The following is a 14,431-nucleotide window of genomic DNA, read 5'->3' as shown; positions in this document are numbered from 1 at the left end:
ACATTAATTATTTTTAAGTACATATTTTAATTCTAACCATGAGGAAAATTTCAGTAATCTTTTTGCTGGTATTAATTGCCAGTACATCATTTGCCCAATTATCAGAGAGGCTAAACGATACTAGTGTTTACAACATTGGAGCCAGACCTTTGAAAGGATCTAAAGTCCTTACATTTGGATTTAACATGAACCAAAGTGTATTTGACAATTATAACGACCTTAGACAAGGCGGGCTTATTAGCGGTAAGTATTTCATTAAAGATGATGTAGCTGTAAGAGGCGGTATCAGAATCACAAAAGAGTCTACGACTTCTAAAGGAGATGTAGATCCAACAAATTTCCCTACTGTAAAAAGTACATCATCAAAGGCAAGTGTTAGAGAGTATGTACTTGTACCAGGTCTTGAAAAACATTTCAGTAACAAAAACATCTTCGATGTATACGCTGGTGGTGATCTTTATCTAGGTTTCAAAAGAGAAGTGAACAAAGACGAAATCGATTATGTCGATGGAGATTTTGATCACTATTCTGCTAAAACACCTTCTACCTTAGTTGGTCTTGGTGGAGTTGTAGGTTTTAACGTATTCGTTCTTAATCTACCTTTGTCTGTTGGTATGGAATATGGTTTGCAAGGTCTTTGGACTCTAGGAGGAAAAACACACGTTGAGTCTGAACAAAGAGTTGGTGGTGTAACAACATCTCAGGATTATTATACTCAGACTACAGATGGTGCAGGTAATGCTGACCCATATCAATACAGCAAGCTGAAGAAAAGATCTACAACCTGGGATACAAACAGCAACTTTAGATTAATCTTAAATATTTATTTTAACTAATCAGGATGAAGAGCATTTTTAATAAATTATTCATAGGCGCCCTATTATTGAGCCTGGCTACTTCATGCAGAATGTATTATAAAGCAGTGCCAGTTGCTCCTTTGGATGCCAGAGTTAATTTCACAACCGCAGATCTTGAATATCTGGGTGAAATAAAAGGGTCTGCCACTCAAAGTTATCTTTTAGGATTTATTCCTGTAGGCGGAAGAAGATTTTACTACAGTTCTCCTGGACTAAATCCGACAGGGGTATTCAACTTCAGACTTCGTGGAAGAGGATTTAACAATGCATATTATGATGCATTGCAATCTAAACCAGAGGCTGATTTCGTTCTTCCTTTGGGCTTTACTCAAGTGGTAGATAGAATGTTCCTTGGAAGAAAGATAACAATCCAGGTAAAAGCAAAAGCTTTTAAATTAAAAGAAAAATAGTAACAACTTTGTTGCCTGAAATTAAACCATAAAAAAAACCTAAGATCTTCTTAGGTTTTTTTTAATTTTAAATCAAATGATAAAATTCAGAATAATTTTTGTATTTCTTCTTTCGGCTATACTTTTTCAAAACTGTAAAAAAGAAGATCCGGATCCTTTGATAACATCCGTTGACCCTTCAGAAATAGTATTGAATGGATATGGCGGCGAAGTTAAAAACTTTTATTTTAATGCATCATCTAAAGACGGGCTTAATAGATTAATTATTTCACAACAGGAAGTTGGTAGTGCATCAAAGATCATATTAGATTCCATGATGAATGGGATTAGAAATTCAACTTATAAACTTGAGTATGTTATTCCTGAAAAACAGAAAGATTATACCCTTCTGTTAACGTTCAGGATTATTGATAATGAAGGCCGTGATAAAACAGAAGCAAGAAAGATTCTTGTCAAAGGCAAGGAAATTTTACTGACAGAATTTTCTGGCGCTTCTTTATATTCCAAAGCTTCTGGAAATGCTGATGCTTTTGACCTGGTGGCCATGACTGCAAAATTCTCCGGTCTTTCACCTGACAGTTTAAGAGATATCCAGATGTATTCAGCAAGTGATACATCTTCGGTTTTATCCAAATCTATTATTAGTCCTGCAGGTGGGCAGTTTGTACTGTTCAATGGTTTTGACTATGTAAATGCAACAGCTTTGACTTTGCAGGATGCATATAACTCGGGACAAAAAGTAGATAAAATTTCGAACCTGGAACCAGGCCAGATTATTTTAACCAGGCTAGGAAGAAAATCGAATTCTTCTTACGCTGCTATTAAAATAACAGATGTGATAGATCTTCCGGGGGGGAAGGATGATAAGATTCTGCTTAATGTGAAGAGATAATTTCATTTCAATGATAAACTAATTAAAAGGAGCTGCAATACAGCTCCTTTTTTATTCAGGCTTTTCCCCTGTTTGTTATGGAGGCTTATGTATAATTGAATTGCCTTTATTAAATTTGTAGAAAAAAATAATTTCATAATGCTTTCAATAGACAGATCTCTTGACAAACTAATTGTAGTAGGAGATAGAGTATTAATAAAGCCAAAAACATTAACTGATAAAACTTCTTCGGGACTATATCTGCCTCCGGGAGTAATTGAAAAAGATAGGATCCAGAGCGGATATGTTATCAAAGTTGGACCAGGCTATCCTATTCCTATCCCGGATGAAAGTAATCAGGAACCTTGGAAAGAAAAGCAGGACTCAACTAAGTATATACCATTGCAGGCTCAGGAAGGCGATCTTGCAATTTATCTACAGAATGGCGCTTATGAGATTACCTTTAATAATGAGAAGTATTTTATAGTGCCTCAGCCAAGTATATTAATGCTTGTGAGAGAGGATTTGTAAAAGCTGAAAGCGTAAAGCAAAAAGCTTAAAGTGAAAAGAAATTCAACGCCACTCTATACGTTGAGGTTTATAAAAAAAGAGGTAAATGTGTTTTCATTTACCTCTTTTTACTTTCAGCACTCTGCTTTTCGCTTTAATAATTTGAAAGAACTGCAAATTCTTTTGCAAAATAAGTAAGGATCACTTTGGCTCCTGCTCTTTTCATGCTTAGCAAAGCTTCAGCCATTGCTTTTTCTCCATCAATCCAACCTTTTTCAGAAGCTGCTTTTATCATGGCATACTCTCCACTTACATTGTAAGCTGCAATCGGAAGCTCATAATTGTCATATAAAAGTTTAATGACATCAAGATAAGCCAATGCAGGTTTTACCATCAGGAAATCAGCACCTTCAGCAAAGTCAAGTTCAGCTTCTATCAATGCTTCAGCCTGATTTGCCGGGTCCATTTGGTATGTTTTCTTATCACCAGCCTTTGGGGCAGAATCCAGAGCATTTCTGAATGGTCCGTAAAATGCACTTGCATATTTAGCAGTATAAGACATTATAGATACATCATCAAAGCCTTCGGTGTCTAACATTTCTCTAAGGTATCCTACCCTAAAATCCATCATGTCTGAAGGGCCGATAATGTCTGCTCCGGCTTCAGCTTGCGCTAAAGCCATTTTTCCTAACACTTCAAGTGTGGCATCATTCAGAATTTTGCCATTTTTTAATATGCCATCGTGACCGTCAGAACTGTATGGATCCATTGCTACGTCTGTCATTATACAAGCTTCAGGAAGTGCTGATTTTATAGCCTTGATTGTCTTTAAATACAGACCTTTCTCATTATAGCTTTCCTTAGCAAGAGGATCTTTTAAAGAATCTTCTATTTTAGGAAAAAGCGCAAACGTCTTTAATCCAAGCTTCATGCAAAGCTCAATTTCTTTGATTAAAAGATCAGGTGTATATCTGAAAATTCCAGGCATACTGGTTATTTCAGATCTCCCATTTTTACCTTCCTGCATAAACATTGGATAAATCAGGTCGTTAGTGCTTACCTGATGTTCTCTTACCATAGATCTGATCGCTTCAGACTTTCTGTTTCTTCTCGGACGACGCATGTTTATTCAGGTTTTGAAGTTAAAATTCAAGTATTGTTTTTTCGATAATATCGCAACATTCGTTTAACTGAGTCTCATTAATTACTAAAGGAGGAGCGAACCTTATAATATCTCCGTGAGTAGGTTTAGCTAAAAGACCATTATCCTTTAGCGCCACACATACATCCCACGCAGTTCTACCGTCATTTGTAGGTTTAATTACGATTGCGTTTAATAATCCTCTTCCTCTTACCGCTAGCACATGATCAGATTTTTTCTGCAGCTCTGTCATTCTCTTTCTGAATAACTCACCCATTTTGAATGCATTTTCAGTAAGTTTTTCATCACGAATTACTTCCAGAGAAGCTTGAGCCACAGCGCAAGCCATCGGATTTCCACCAAATGTGGATCCGTGCTGTCCTGGTTTGATTGTGAGCATGATAGGGTCATCTGCAAGTACTGCGGATACAGGATATGTTCCACCTGATATCGCTTTGCCAAGTATCAGAATATCAGCTTTTACATCTTCATATTGAGAGGCAAGTAGCTTTCCGGTTCTTCCAATTCCTGTCTGGATCTCATCCACGATGAATAGAACATTATGTTTTTTACAAAGTTCTGCAGCTTTTTTCAGATAGCCTTCGGTAGGTACATAAACCCCTGCCTCACCTTGAATAGGTTCTACAAGGAATGCACAGACATTCGGATTCTTCAGTGCATTTTCAAGTGCTGTAGTATCACTGTATGGAATAATCTGGAATCCTGGATTGAAAGGTCCGAAATCTTTTGTCGAATCAGGATCCGTAGAAGCAGCAATGACTCCCGTTGTTCTGCCGTGGAAATTTTTTTCTACAGCAACTATTAAAGCTTGATTTGTTGGAATATTTTTAACGGTATAGCCCCATTTTCTTGCTAGCTTAATAGCAGTTTCAACTGCTTCAGCACCAGAATTCATCATCAGCACCTTGTCATATCCAAAGTATTCGGTGATAAATTTCTCACATTCCCCAAGTCTCTCATTGTAAAATGCCCGGCTTGTTAAAGTAAGTTTTTGGGCCTGTGCCACCAGTGCATTAATAATTTTAGGATGACAATGTCCTTGATTTACAGCGCTATATGCAGAAAGAAAGTCGTAATAACGTTTTCCTTCAACATCCCAGACAAATACTCCTTCTCCTTTAGAAAGGACAACCGGCAGAGGGTGATAATTATGTGCTCCATATTTTTCTTCCAGCTCAATAGCCTGTGCAGTTGCGGAAATAGTCCCCATCATAAGTTTGTATTTTAAATTTAAAAAGGAAAATATCCTGAAATCATTAATTTTCCATCTAATCTTCCACAGAATAAATATGTCAGGATTATAAGGAAATTTTTCAGGAAAGAATTTCAAATTTAGAAATAAAAGTATTCTTTTCTTAATGAATTGAATGGTTTCCTGAAAAATAGAAATGAGTTTTTAATTGGTATTATATAGTGCAGAAAATTAAGGAGATGGCAATGAAATTTTAAAAAGGAGAGGGGATTTCTGGGCTGACTTCTCGAAAAAATATTTCTCACAAAGAGTTTTTTGACGTAATTTTGTTTAGGAAGAATTGAGGCTAAAGAACATTTACTCCATATATGTAAAGGATAAATTACTTTTCTTCGAAAGAAAAAATAAATCTAAATTTTGTATTTAGATTTTATTTTCGCATCTTTGCAACCCTATAATATAAAAAATTAGAAAAATGGCTAGAGTTTGTCAAATTACAGGAAAGAGAACTAGAGTAGGAAACAATGTTTCTCACGCCAACAACAAGACAAAGAGAAAATTCTATCCTAATCTTCAGACTAAGAAATTTTTTATTCCTGAAGAAAACAAATGGATAACTCTTAAAGTGTCTGCATCTGCTTTAAGAACAATTACAAAAAAAGGCATTAGCGCTGTATTAAAAGAGGCTAAGGCAAACGGAATGGCCGTTTAATTATTTGGTTTTTACAAGAGAAATTGCAATAAATCATGGCAAAAAGAGGTAACAGGATTCAGGTGATTCTGGAGTGTACCGAGCACAAAAACAGTGGTCTACCTGGTACAAGCAGATATATCACTACTAAAAACAGGAAAAATACTCCTGAAAGGATTGAATTAAAAAAATACAATCCTGTGTTAAAAAAAGTGACCACTCATAAAGAAATTAAATAACCCATGGCAAAGAAAGTAGTTGCTACCCTGAAGAAGGCTGATGCTGGAAAAGGGTTTGCCAAAATTATTAAGGCAGTAAAGAACGATAAAACTGGAGCTTACGCTTTCAAAGAAGAAATCGTACCAGTAGATCAGGTTCAAGAAGCATTGAAGAAATAATTGCTTCTTTGTAAATTATTAATGATAAAGTCCCTTAACGGGACTTTTTTATTATTTTAGTGTTTTAAGAAAAAGATTATTTCATGGCGCTGTTTAATTTCTTTTCAAAGGATAAAAAGGAGTCTCTGGATAAAGGTCTGGAGAAAACCAAGGATAGCTTCTTTTCTAAGCTAACCAAGGCCATGGTGGGAAAGTCCAAGGTTGATGACGAGGTCTTGGATAATCTGGAAGAAATGCTGGTTACATCTGATGTCGGCGTACAGACTACCTTAAAGATTATCAAAAGAATTGAACAGAGAGTTGAAAAGGATAACTATGTAACTACTTCCGATCTTGATAAAATTCTGAAGGAAGAAATTGCAGGCCTTCTCGCTGAAAATAACTCAGAGGATTTGTCTGACTATGAAGTTCCAAAAGTATCCGGGCCATATGTAATTCTTGTTGTCGGAGTGAATGGTGTCGGTAAAACGACTACCATTGGTAAACTATCAGCGCAGTTTAAAAAGAAAGGAAAAAAAGTAGTTCTGGGAGCTGCAGATACTTTCCGGGCTGCCGCTGTAGACCAATTGAAAATGTGGGGAGAAAGGGTTGGAGTACCTGTAGTATCTCACGGCATGAACACAGACCCAGCTTCAGTAGCATTTGATGCCGCAAAGCAAGGTGTTGATCAGCAAGCTGACGTAGTAATCATTGATACTGCAGGAAGATTGCATACTAAAGTAAATCTTATGAATGAGCTCTCTAAAATAAAGAGGGTTATTCAGAAATTTATACCTGAAGCACCTCATGAAGTCCTTTTAGTTTTGGATGGAAGTACCGGCCAAAATGCATTCGTTCAGGCTACCGAATTTACTAAAGCTACCGAGGTATCAGCTCTGGCAATCACAAAGTTAGATGGTACAGCAAAAGGCGGTGTGGTCTTAGGAATATCAGACCAGTTTAAAATACCAGTAAAATATATCGGAGTAGGAGAAAAGGTAGATGACCTTCAGGTCTTTAATAAACATGAGTTCGTTGACTCTCTCTTTAACAGGCAATAAATTAATCCTGATTCTGGGGTTAATATTTCTGTTTTCTTTTTCAGAGTATTCCTGCGTTTCCCGAAAAACAGTTTCTGTCTCAGCAGACACAAGTCAAGGCATTACAGGCAAATTAATATTCAAAGAGGGTAATTTCTTCACAACCGAAGAGCTTCCTGAGGAAGGTAAAATTTTGGGTATCGAAAGAGAAATCTATGTATATCCGCTTACTTCATTAAAAGAATCGGAACTTGCCGAGAGAGATTTTTTTAAAACCATCTCAACAACTCCCTTAGACACAATTCTAAGCCAACAAGACGGAACTTTCAAGTTGCCTTTGGAAGTTGGAAAATATTCACTGGTCATAAATGAGGGGGGAAGATTGTATTCTAAAATTTCTCCTGATTATTACCTGTTTCCAGTAAAGGTGGAAAAAAATAAACTTACAAATGTAGTTTTTGAAGTAGACTACATGGCACACTACTCTGAATAGTTTAAAAATAATAAGTAATTTTGGGGATTGGAGCGCTGATGGAATAGCCATTTATTCCGGCTTCTAATCACTATTCCAGTATTAAAGATGAAAACTAAAGGCACAAGAAAGACAAAGGTAAATATCATTACATTAGGTTGTTCTAAAAATCTGGTAGACTCGGAAAATATTCTAACCCAATTGAGAGGTAATAATATTGATGCTGCGCACGAATCAGGAAAGGATGACGCCAATGTGGTAGTGATCAATACCTGCGGCTTTATTGACAATGCCAAACAAGAGTCTATAGATACAATTTTAAGATATGTAGATGCGAAAGAAAGCGGACTTGTAGAAAAGATTTATGTGACTGGTTGCCTTTCTCAGCGATATAAAGATGATCTTGAAAAGGAAATCCCTCAGGTGGATGCTTTTTTTGGTACAAGCGATCTTCCAATACTTCTCAAAAAGTTTAAAGCTGACTATAAACATGAATTGCTGGGAGAGCGTCTGATCACAACTCCTCGACATTATGCTTTTATGAAAATAGCAGAAGGCTGTGATCGTCCGTGTTCTTTTTGTGCAATACCAGTAATGAGGGGCAAACATGTATCAAGAGGTATTGATGAATTAGTAACGGAAGCAAAGAACCTGGCCAAAAATGGAACGAAAGAATTAATTCTGATTGCTCAAGATCTTACTTATTACGGTCTTGATATTTACGGCAAACGCGATCTTGCGGAACTGTTAAGGAAACTGTCTGACGTTAATGGAATTGACTGGATACGTTTACAATATGCTTATCCGTCTCAGTTTCCAATGGATGTACTTGATGTAATGGCTGAAAGAGATAACATCTGCAAATACCTGGATATGCCGCTTCAGCACGCCTCTTCAAATATGTTGAAGATTATGAGAAGAGGCATCACCCGCAACAGAACTGAAGAGTTGATAAAAGCTATTAGAGATAAAGTGCCGAATATAGCTTTAAGAACAACGATGATTGCCGGGCATCCAGGTGAAACAGAGGAGGATTTTGAAGAGCTTTGCCAGTTTGTAGAGGAAATGAAATTTGACAGGCTGGGAATATTCACATATTCTCACGAAGAACATACTCATGCATATACTTTAAATGATGATATCCCTGCTGAAATAAAAAGAGAGCGAGCAGACACTATTATGGGTATTCAGGAAGGCATTTCTCTTGAATTAAATCAGGCAAAGGTTGGAAATACATATAAAGTACTTTTTGACAGAAAAGAAGGTGGATATTTCATTGGAAGAACAGAATCAGACTCTCCTGAAGTAGACAATGAAGTTTTGGTTTCAGCAGAAAATACTTATGTAAGAGTTGGTGATTTTGCAAACGTAAAAATCGATTCTGCTTCTGAATTTGATCTTTATGGTAAAATTGTCAGCTAATCAGATAAAACTTAGGATTAATTAAAGTACGAAATTGGTTCTGGCATTTCACCAGAACCAATTTTTTTTTATGCTTAAGTCCTCCGTTTCCAATACCTTCCGATGTTACCAGAATTTCATTTTTTTTCGTTGTATTTGTCTATTGAAAAATCAGGCTTAAATTGGCCTTAAATTTCCACCACCATCAATGAAAATACTTCCTGTTGAAGCTGAAAAAACCGGTGCTTTTTCAAAATTATATATTGATTACATTTCAAAGAAAGAGGATCTCTCGCCTTTTTATAATCTTTTTCCTTCAATAGAAAATATTGAGCAGCAAATAGCTCAGAAGAAGTTTAATGCAGATCAAAGAGTGCTTTTGACTGATGCTTTGAAAAGGCAATATTCAAATATTGTAATAAAGGACACAGCAAGTAAGGGGATTGGAGATTTATTAAAAGAAAATACATTTACAATTACCACTGGCCACCAGTTAAATCTGTTTACAGGCCCTTTGTATTTGATTTACAAGACTGTTGCTATCATTAAAGCTTGCGAGATTTTAAAACGTAAATATCCGAAATGTTCATTTGTTCCCATATTCTGGATCGCATCTGAGGATCATGATTTCGAAGAAATTAACCATTTTCATCTTTTCGGAAAAAAATATACTTGGGAAACCAAGCAAAAAGGAGCAGTAGGGAGGTTGACTTGCGAAGGTATTGAAAAGATATTAAATGAACTTCCGGAAAAGGTTGAGCTGTTTGAAAAAGCATATTTAGAAAACGGCAGAACTTTAACAGATGCTACACGCTACATTCTTAATGAACTCTTCGGAGATTATGGATTGGTAGTACTTGATGGTGATGATCAATCTTTAAAGCAAGTATTGAAGCCAGTAATCAAGGAAGAAATTGAAGGAGATAAGGTTTGTAAAATTGTAGAAAAAACAACCACAGCTCTGAAAGATCTTGGCTATGATAGACAGATATTTCCAAGAGAGATAAATCTTTTTTACTTAAAAGAAGGCTTGAGAGAAAGAATTATCAATGAGGGAGATCATTTTAGTGTTAATAATACAGACATTGTTTTCAGTAAATCAGAAATATATAAGCTTGCAGAAGAACAGCCGGAAGTTTTTAGTCCTAATGTGGCTTTGAGGCCATTGTATCAGGAAATGTTGCTACCTAACCTTGCTTATGTCGGAGGACCAGCAGAGGTGACATACTGGCTGCAGCTTAAAGGCGTATTCAATCACTTCGGAATAACATTTCCAATGTTGATGCCGAGATTGTTTTTCTTAATTATCAATTCAGCGAATAGTAAAAAGATAGCTAAACTAAATTTTACAGAAGAAGACTTATTTAAATCAGCTTTTGAATTAAAAGAATTATATCTGGAAAAGCATTCTTCAGAGCATATTGAAACTGTAGAGGAGCATGCACTGTTGGAATATATTTTTAAAATGCTTCAGACTAAAGCTGCTGATATAGACCCGACTCTGGTTGCCTTTACAGAAGCAGAAGCAAAGAGGGCAGGTGATATAATTAATAATGTAGAAAAGCGATTTAAGAAAGCTTTGGAGAAAAAGCATGAACAAGGAATTCACCAATTACTTGGTTTGAAAGAGAAGTTGTTTCCGGCAAATACACTTCAGGAACGTTATGATAATTTCCTTAATTTTTACATCAATGATCCGGATTTGATAAACAAATTGATGACTGCAGATCCATTTGATTTCAGGTTTAAAGTTTTGTTGCCGGAATGACAAAGAAAGAAATAAGGTCACACTTTTTAAATGAAAGGAAAAACATTTCTTCCCAAAAGCTCGAAGAGCTGAGCCAGGAATCTGCAGATTGTTTTTTTAATAACTTTGATTTGAAGAATGTGAAATGTGCTCACATATTTCTCCCCATTCCTTTAAAAGCTGAAATAAATACCAAATACATTATCGACAGGTTCTGGAAAAACTATCCTTCGATTGATATTTCAATTCCTAAATCTAATGTGGATAATCATACAATTGATAGTTATTATTTTACACCTACCACTGTTTTAGAAGAAAATCCCTGGAAAATTCCTGAACCTATCAATGCTCGCCCTACGCCCCATGAGTTGATAGACCTTGTGTTTTTACCTATGCTTGCCTTTGATAACCATGGGTTCAGAGTGGGGTATGGTAAAGGGTTTTATGACAGGTTTTTGGCTACCTGTCGTGTGGATGTATTAAAAGTAGGCTTGGCTTATTTCCCCCCGGTAGATATTATTGAAGATGTGGATCAATATGATATTCCAATGAATTACTGTATTGTAGGGAAGGAGTTGAATAGGTTTTAAAATCTGGAAGCTTAAATTTATGTTAGGGTCTCCCACTGAAATCGCAGTATATATGAGATTACTAAACATCTATCATGCCTTTGGATAAATAGATATCATTAAATAAAAAGCGCAGCCTTGTTGACTGCGCTTTTAGTGCTATTTCAATTCTTTGTTTTTCTTATAATGAGAGTGAATTTTTTTTGCTCCAAATGCAGCACCCGCGATCAGAAAAGCTCCAATACCTCCGTCCATTGGTATGTTACCCGTTCCACCCGGACCTCCAGATCCTCCAGGGCCACCTCCACCACCGCCAGGTTGTGCATATGCTGTTTCTGCGGCTATCGCAAGCAATACTATAAATATAACTTTTGATACTATTTTAATTATTGATTTCATCTTCATATGTGAAAAATTAATAAAGGATAATTTTTTTAGTCACAAACTTTTGTCCGTCAAAAACGGAAACAAGGTACATCCCTGGTTTTAAATTTTCAACATTATAAACCGCGGTTGAGCCATCAACAGTCAATTCTTTATTGCTTAGCAATTGATTCCCTGAGACGTCTGAAATACTTAAGCTTAAAGATGAATTTACCGATTCAGGTAAATTGAAGAATATTTTTTTGTCAAAACAATACAGACTCAGGTTTTGAGCAGTGTTACCATTCACTCCAGTTACAACATCTGTTCTTGCTTTTTCCAATGTCAGATAAAACCTTTCCGGGTTTTCATTTTGATTAATATAAGTAGAGTAATTCGGATTAGTTCTTAGATTTTGTGTTTTTTCAAATTGTTTGTCAGTAAGAGATATATTGTAATCCTCTCCGATTGAGCTTAGATCTGAGGCTGAAATCAGATAATTACCAGCAGATGCTGCAGCAATCACTAATGGAATTTCAACTGAATTAAATTCATCGGGAATTGAGTTTACTGCATAATCAATCCCATTCAATTGAGTGAAGATTGACGGGCAGTTACCGGAGTTTAATAATTTATAAGCATCAAATTCTTCGTTAAATGAGGTGTCCGCTTCTGTACTTAAGCGAATAAGGGTCTCGTCAGAGCCAATGTTGCTTGAAACACTAAGCTTTAACCCGGATGAAACTACTTCTGTTCTGGTCACTGCTGGGTTGGACAGGTTGGTAAATGCTTTTCTGTTAACAGACAAAGTTGGTTTTAAACCTGTTGATGCCTTTATGAAAAAAGCCTGCATCGAAGGAATGACTGGGCTGCCGCCATTAAGGCTTGCACCATTGATGTATGTTCTGTATTTGTTGGCTTTTGTATCCCAGATATAGATGGCGTTGGTTACATTGGTTTTACTCCACCCGGTATCCTGCACCCAACTGATTGGATAAGGAAAAGGATTCCCGATCAGATTCCATCCATCGCTCTGACTATCTCCAGAATTCGTATTCGTTACATTGAATTTAACCGGAGAGCTGGTATTAACAAAGTTACCAGACAAATCAAGTGAAGTCGGTTTGTTGAAGTAGAAAGTATAACCGGTAGTGTTTACTAAAGGTGTGCTTAGGCCTGAAACCGCCACCCAGCCGCTGTCGATACTGGGATGTTTATCAGCTTCATTGTAAGTGTAAATCCAAGAATATCCGCCCTTTTCCAGGGTTGCATTATCTGCAAGTTCTGATAATGTTACATTAGTAAGTGGGAATGATACATGGTGATACCCTGGTTCATTTCCTGAAATATTTTTCTTTATTTTGATCTTACCTGACAACGTGCCAGTACCAAATCTTGAGATATAACCAGTGTTCAGGTCAAGTATTACATTATTGGAAGTATTGAATGTTCCTGACGTTAAATTAAGGACTCCTGTTATAGTAATGGAAGTCTGGTTGGTAACTCCAACTGAATTGGAAATATAGATATTTTTAACAGTCAGAGGGCTTCCGGAAATATATTGGGCTTCATAAGGAGAAGAAGGAGATTTGAAAGTTACGGGATAATTATTAAAGTTTACTGGCTGCGAGCTTACTAAACTCCCCTGAATATAGGTTGGAAGACCTACTGATAGAGTCCCAGAGTTTTGCAGGCCATAGGTATGAAATATTCCGGTCCCGGTTATAGTCGCATTGTTAATTGTTTTCAGAGTCAGTTTATCAGAAGCAGATGCTCCGTTTCCGAAGTTTCCGTTCACCACCAAGTTGCCATAAAGAGTTACCGAAAATTCTGTAGCTGAACCGGCATAAAGCTTACCAGTGCTGGCAATAGAGAGGTCTTTTGCAACTATGTTATTCAAAGCCTTTACGGAATGCCCTGTCTGAATTACAAAAGAGTTCTCGGAGTTGAAGACTGCTGGTATTTTTGTACCTGTAACAGAGGTCGCCCAGATACTGGCATTGGAATTTCCTGAAGCCTGGCTGTAAAAGGTAATTGGACCGGTAAGGATTGTTCCCAATACCTCTATTTCATCCAAAGATAATTGTCCTGCAGCGTCAGTAGCCAGCCATCCATAAAGTCTAAAGGTTAAGGTTGCTCCTTTTTCAGTGATAATAGATTTTGTTAGTGACTTTCTGGAGCTTGTGGTTTTAACAGAATCAACAGTTGTGGCATAGTCAGAAAAGTTTACACCATCAGTGCTGTATTTTAGAATCACGGCACCAGGACCTGTAGCGGATCTATATCTGGTATATTTTATTCCGGAGATAATAAGATTGGTTTCCGAATTTGCTGTTAAAGAAAACTGAACATAGGTATTACTCGGTCCGGAATTATTCATACTCCAGTTAGAGGACAGATACTTATTTGCAGCTTCATTGCAGATAAGGTTGGTAGTCAAATTTCCAAACGTAGCATAAGCAGGCTGAGTGGTTACTCCAAATTTCGGAGACGCACAGGTATTACCGGTGAACTGGTATAAGCCTAATGTAGTTTGAGAAAAGACTAATGATGAATGAAAAATTATCAGGATAAAAAATATTAGCCTGATGCGGTAATTTTTGATCATATAAAAGATTTTTTAGTAGCCTTTAAAAAGTTTAATTTACAAAAAAGGTTGTAACACAGAAAGAAGCTTTCGGTGGAGGGGGGAATTTTGGGTATAAAGTTACAGATAATAGCCACTAGAATTTCTGGATGGAGGAAAAAGTATGTAACAAAACGTAAGGA

General features: G+C 36.5%; 16 protein-coding genes. 12 read left to right on the top strand and 4 right to left on the bottom strand.

What is annotated here, in order from left to right; translation table 11 throughout:
- Window positions 1-38 precede the first annotated feature (38 nt).
- The 4 genes from J7604_RS05895 (at window position 39) to J7604_RS05880 (ending at window position 2,669) form a co-directional block, all read left to right on the top strand.
- Window positions 39-836 carry a hypothetical protein gene (locus J7604_RS05895; RefSeq protein WP_293892511.1) on the top strand — a complete coding sequence of 266 codons (798 nt, stop codon included), beginning with the start codon at window positions 39-41 and terminating at the stop codon, window positions 834-836.
- 5 nt (window positions 837-841) lie between these two features.
- Window positions 842-1,267 carry a hypothetical protein gene (locus tag J7604_RS05890; protein ID WP_293892508.1) on the top strand — a complete coding sequence of 142 codons (426 nt, stop codon included), beginning with the start codon at window positions 842-844 and terminating at the stop codon, window positions 1,265-1,267.
- A gap of 76 nt (window positions 1,268-1,343) precedes the next feature.
- A complete protein-coding gene (locus J7604_RS05885; protein WP_293892506.1) occupies window positions 1,344-2,159 on the top strand; it encodes a hypothetical protein in 816 nt (271 codons plus the stop codon).
- Between the two features lie 138 nt (window positions 2,160-2,297).
- Window positions 2,298-2,669 carry a co-chaperone GroES family protein gene (locus J7604_RS05880; RefSeq protein WP_293892503.1) on the top strand — a complete coding sequence of 124 codons (372 nt, stop codon included), beginning with the start codon at window positions 2,298-2,300 and terminating at the stop codon, window positions 2,667-2,669.
- A 133-nt stretch (window positions 2,670-2,802) separates the two neighbouring features.
- Here the strand turns inward: J7604_RS05880 and hemB are convergent, their stop codons facing one another.
- On the bottom strand, window positions 2,803-3,771 hold the full coding sequence (gene hemB, locus J7604_RS05875) for a porphobilinogen synthase (protein ID WP_037576494.1): 969 nt from the start codon (window positions 3,769-3,771) through the stop codon (window positions 2,803-2,805).
- A 19-nt stretch (window positions 3,772-3,790) separates the two neighbouring features.
- Window positions 3,791-5,023: an ornithine--oxo-acid transaminase gene (gene rocD, locus J7604_RS05870; protein ID WP_293892496.1), complete on the bottom strand. Its 1,233-nt coding sequence runs from the start codon at window positions 5,021-5,023 to the stop codon at window positions 3,791-3,793.
- Between the two features lie 454 nt (window positions 5,024-5,477).
- Between rocD and rpmB the strand changes: the two genes are divergently transcribed.
- The 8 genes from rpmB (at window position 5,478) to J7604_RS05830 (ending at window position 11,320) form a co-directional block, all read left to right on the top strand.
- Window positions 5,478-5,714, top strand: a complete 237-nt coding sequence (gene rpmB, locus J7604_RS05865) for a 50S ribosomal protein L28 (protein WP_028981479.1) — start codon at window positions 5,478-5,480, stop codon at window positions 5,712-5,714.
- Between the two features lie 35 nt (window positions 5,715-5,749).
- Window positions 5,750-5,932, top strand: coding sequence for a 50S ribosomal protein L33 (gene rpmG, locus J7604_RS05860; RefSeq protein ID WP_028981480.1), 183 nt, complete (start codon window positions 5,750-5,752; stop codon window positions 5,930-5,932).
- A 3-nt stretch (window positions 5,933-5,935) separates the two neighbouring features.
- Window positions 5,936-6,091 carry a DUF4295 domain-containing protein gene (locus tag J7604_RS05855; protein WP_081671085.1) on the top strand — a complete coding sequence of 52 codons (156 nt, stop codon included), beginning with the start codon at window positions 5,936-5,938 and terminating at the stop codon, window positions 6,089-6,091.
- A gap of 83 nt (window positions 6,092-6,174) precedes the next feature.
- Window positions 6,175-7,131, top strand: a complete 957-nt coding sequence (gene ftsY, locus J7604_RS05850) for a signal recognition particle-docking protein FtsY (RefSeq protein WP_293892487.1) — start codon at window positions 6,175-6,177, stop codon at window positions 7,129-7,131.
- Window positions 7,097-7,603, top strand: a complete 507-nt coding sequence (locus J7604_RS05845; RefSeq protein WP_293892484.1) for a hypothetical protein — start codon at window positions 7,097-7,099, stop codon at window positions 7,601-7,603. Before ftsY ends, J7604_RS05845 begins: the two co-directional genes overlap by 35 nt.
- Before the next feature lie 87 nt (window positions 7,604-7,690).
- A complete protein-coding gene (gene rimO / locus J7604_RS05840) occupies window positions 7,691-9,004 on the top strand; it encodes a 30S ribosomal protein S12 methylthiotransferase RimO (RefSeq protein WP_293892481.1) in 1,314 nt (437 codons plus the stop codon).
- Between the two features lie 187 nt (window positions 9,005-9,191).
- The gene (bshC, locus tag J7604_RS05835) at window positions 9,192-10,751 is read left to right on the top strand and encodes a bacillithiol biosynthesis cysteine-adding enzyme BshC (RefSeq protein WP_293892478.1); all 1,560 of its coding nucleotides are present in this window, start codon (window positions 9,192-9,194) and stop codon (window positions 10,749-10,751) included.
- Window positions 10,748-11,320 carry a 5-formyltetrahydrofolate cyclo-ligase gene (locus J7604_RS05830; RefSeq protein WP_293892475.1) on the top strand — a complete coding sequence of 191 codons (573 nt, stop codon included), beginning with the start codon at window positions 10,748-10,750 and terminating at the stop codon, window positions 11,318-11,320. The genes bshC and J7604_RS05830 overlap by 4 nt, the downstream gene beginning before the upstream one ends.
- Before the next feature lie 138 nt (window positions 11,321-11,458).
- Here J7604_RS05830 and J7604_RS05825 read toward each other — a convergent pair whose 3' ends face one another.
- Entirely contained in the window at window positions 11,459-11,698 is a 240-nt protein-coding gene (locus J7604_RS05825) for a PID-CTERM protein-sorting domain-containing protein (protein WP_293892472.1), read from the bottom strand.
- Between the two features lie 16 nt (window positions 11,699-11,714).
- Window positions 11,715-14,270 carry a T9SS type A sorting domain-containing protein gene (locus J7604_RS05820; RefSeq protein WP_293892469.1) on the bottom strand — a complete coding sequence of 852 codons (2,556 nt, stop codon included), beginning with the start codon at window positions 14,268-14,270 and terminating at the stop codon, window positions 11,715-11,717.
- Window positions 14,271-14,431: the final 161 nt, after the last annotated feature.

The sequence above is a fragment of the Sporocytophaga sp. genome, from assembly GCF_017745095.1.
Classification (GTDB): domain Bacteria; phylum Bacteroidota; class Bacteroidia; order Cytophagales; family Cytophagaceae; genus Sporocytophaga.
This window is presented reverse-complemented; position numbering and strand designations above follow the sequence as displayed.

What these genes read in the sequence shown, in the direction of transcription:
- J7604_RS05895 (WP_293892511.1), top strand. Translation starts at nt 39, where the DNA reads ATGAGGAAAATTTCAGTAATCTTTTTGCTGGTATTAATTGCCAGTACA.
- J7604_RS05890 (WP_293892508.1), top strand. Translation starts at nt 842, where the DNA reads ATGAAGAGCATTTTTAATAAATTATTCATAGGCGCCCTATTATTGAGC.
- J7604_RS05885 (WP_293892506.1), top strand. Translation starts at nt 1,344, where the DNA reads ATGATAAAATTCAGAATAATTTTTGTATTTCTTCTTTCGGCTATACTT.
- J7604_RS05880 (WP_293892503.1), top strand. Translation starts at nt 2,298, where the DNA reads ATGCTTTCAATAGACAGATCTCTTGACAAACTAATTGTAGTAGGAGAT.
- hemB (WP_037576494.1), bottom strand. Translation starts at nt 3,771, where the DNA reads ATGCGTCGTCCGAGAAGAAACAGAAAGTCTGAAGCGATCAGATCTATG.
- rocD (WP_293892496.1), bottom strand. Translation starts at nt 5,023, where the DNA reads ATGATGGGGACTATTTCCGCAACTGCACAGGCTATTGAGCTGGAAGAA.
- rpmB (WP_028981479.1), top strand. Translation starts at nt 5,478, where the DNA reads ATGGCTAGAGTTTGTCAAATTACAGGAAAGAGAACTAGAGTAGGAAAC.
- rpmG (WP_028981480.1), top strand. Translation starts at nt 5,750, where the DNA reads ATGGCAAAAAGAGGTAACAGGATTCAGGTGATTCTGGAGTGTACCGAG.
- J7604_RS05855 (WP_081671085.1), top strand. Translation starts at nt 5,936, where the DNA reads ATGGCAAAGAAAGTAGTTGCTACCCTGAAGAAGGCTGATGCTGGAAAA.
- ftsY (WP_293892487.1), top strand. Translation starts at nt 6,175, where the DNA reads ATGGCGCTGTTTAATTTCTTTTCAAAGGATAAAAAGGAGTCTCTGGAT.
- J7604_RS05845 (WP_293892484.1), top strand. Translation starts at nt 7,097, where the DNA reads ATGAGTTCGTTGACTCTCTCTTTAACAGGCAATAAATTAATCCTGATT.
- rimO (WP_293892481.1), top strand. Translation starts at nt 7,691, where the DNA reads ATGAAAACTAAAGGCACAAGAAAGACAAAGGTAAATATCATTACATTA.
- bshC (WP_293892478.1), top strand. Translation starts at nt 9,192, where the DNA reads ATGAAAATACTTCCTGTTGAAGCTGAAAAAACCGGTGCTTTTTCAAAA.
- J7604_RS05830 (WP_293892475.1), top strand. Translation starts at nt 10,748, where the DNA reads ATGACAAAGAAAGAAATAAGGTCACACTTTTTAAATGAAAGGAAAAAC.
- J7604_RS05825 (WP_293892472.1), bottom strand. Translation starts at nt 11,698, where the DNA reads ATGAAATCAATAATTAAAATAGTATCAAAAGTTATATTTATAGTATTG.
- J7604_RS05820 (WP_293892469.1), bottom strand. Translation starts at nt 14,270, where the DNA reads ATGATCAAAAATTACCGCATCAGGCTAATATTTTTTATCCTGATAATT.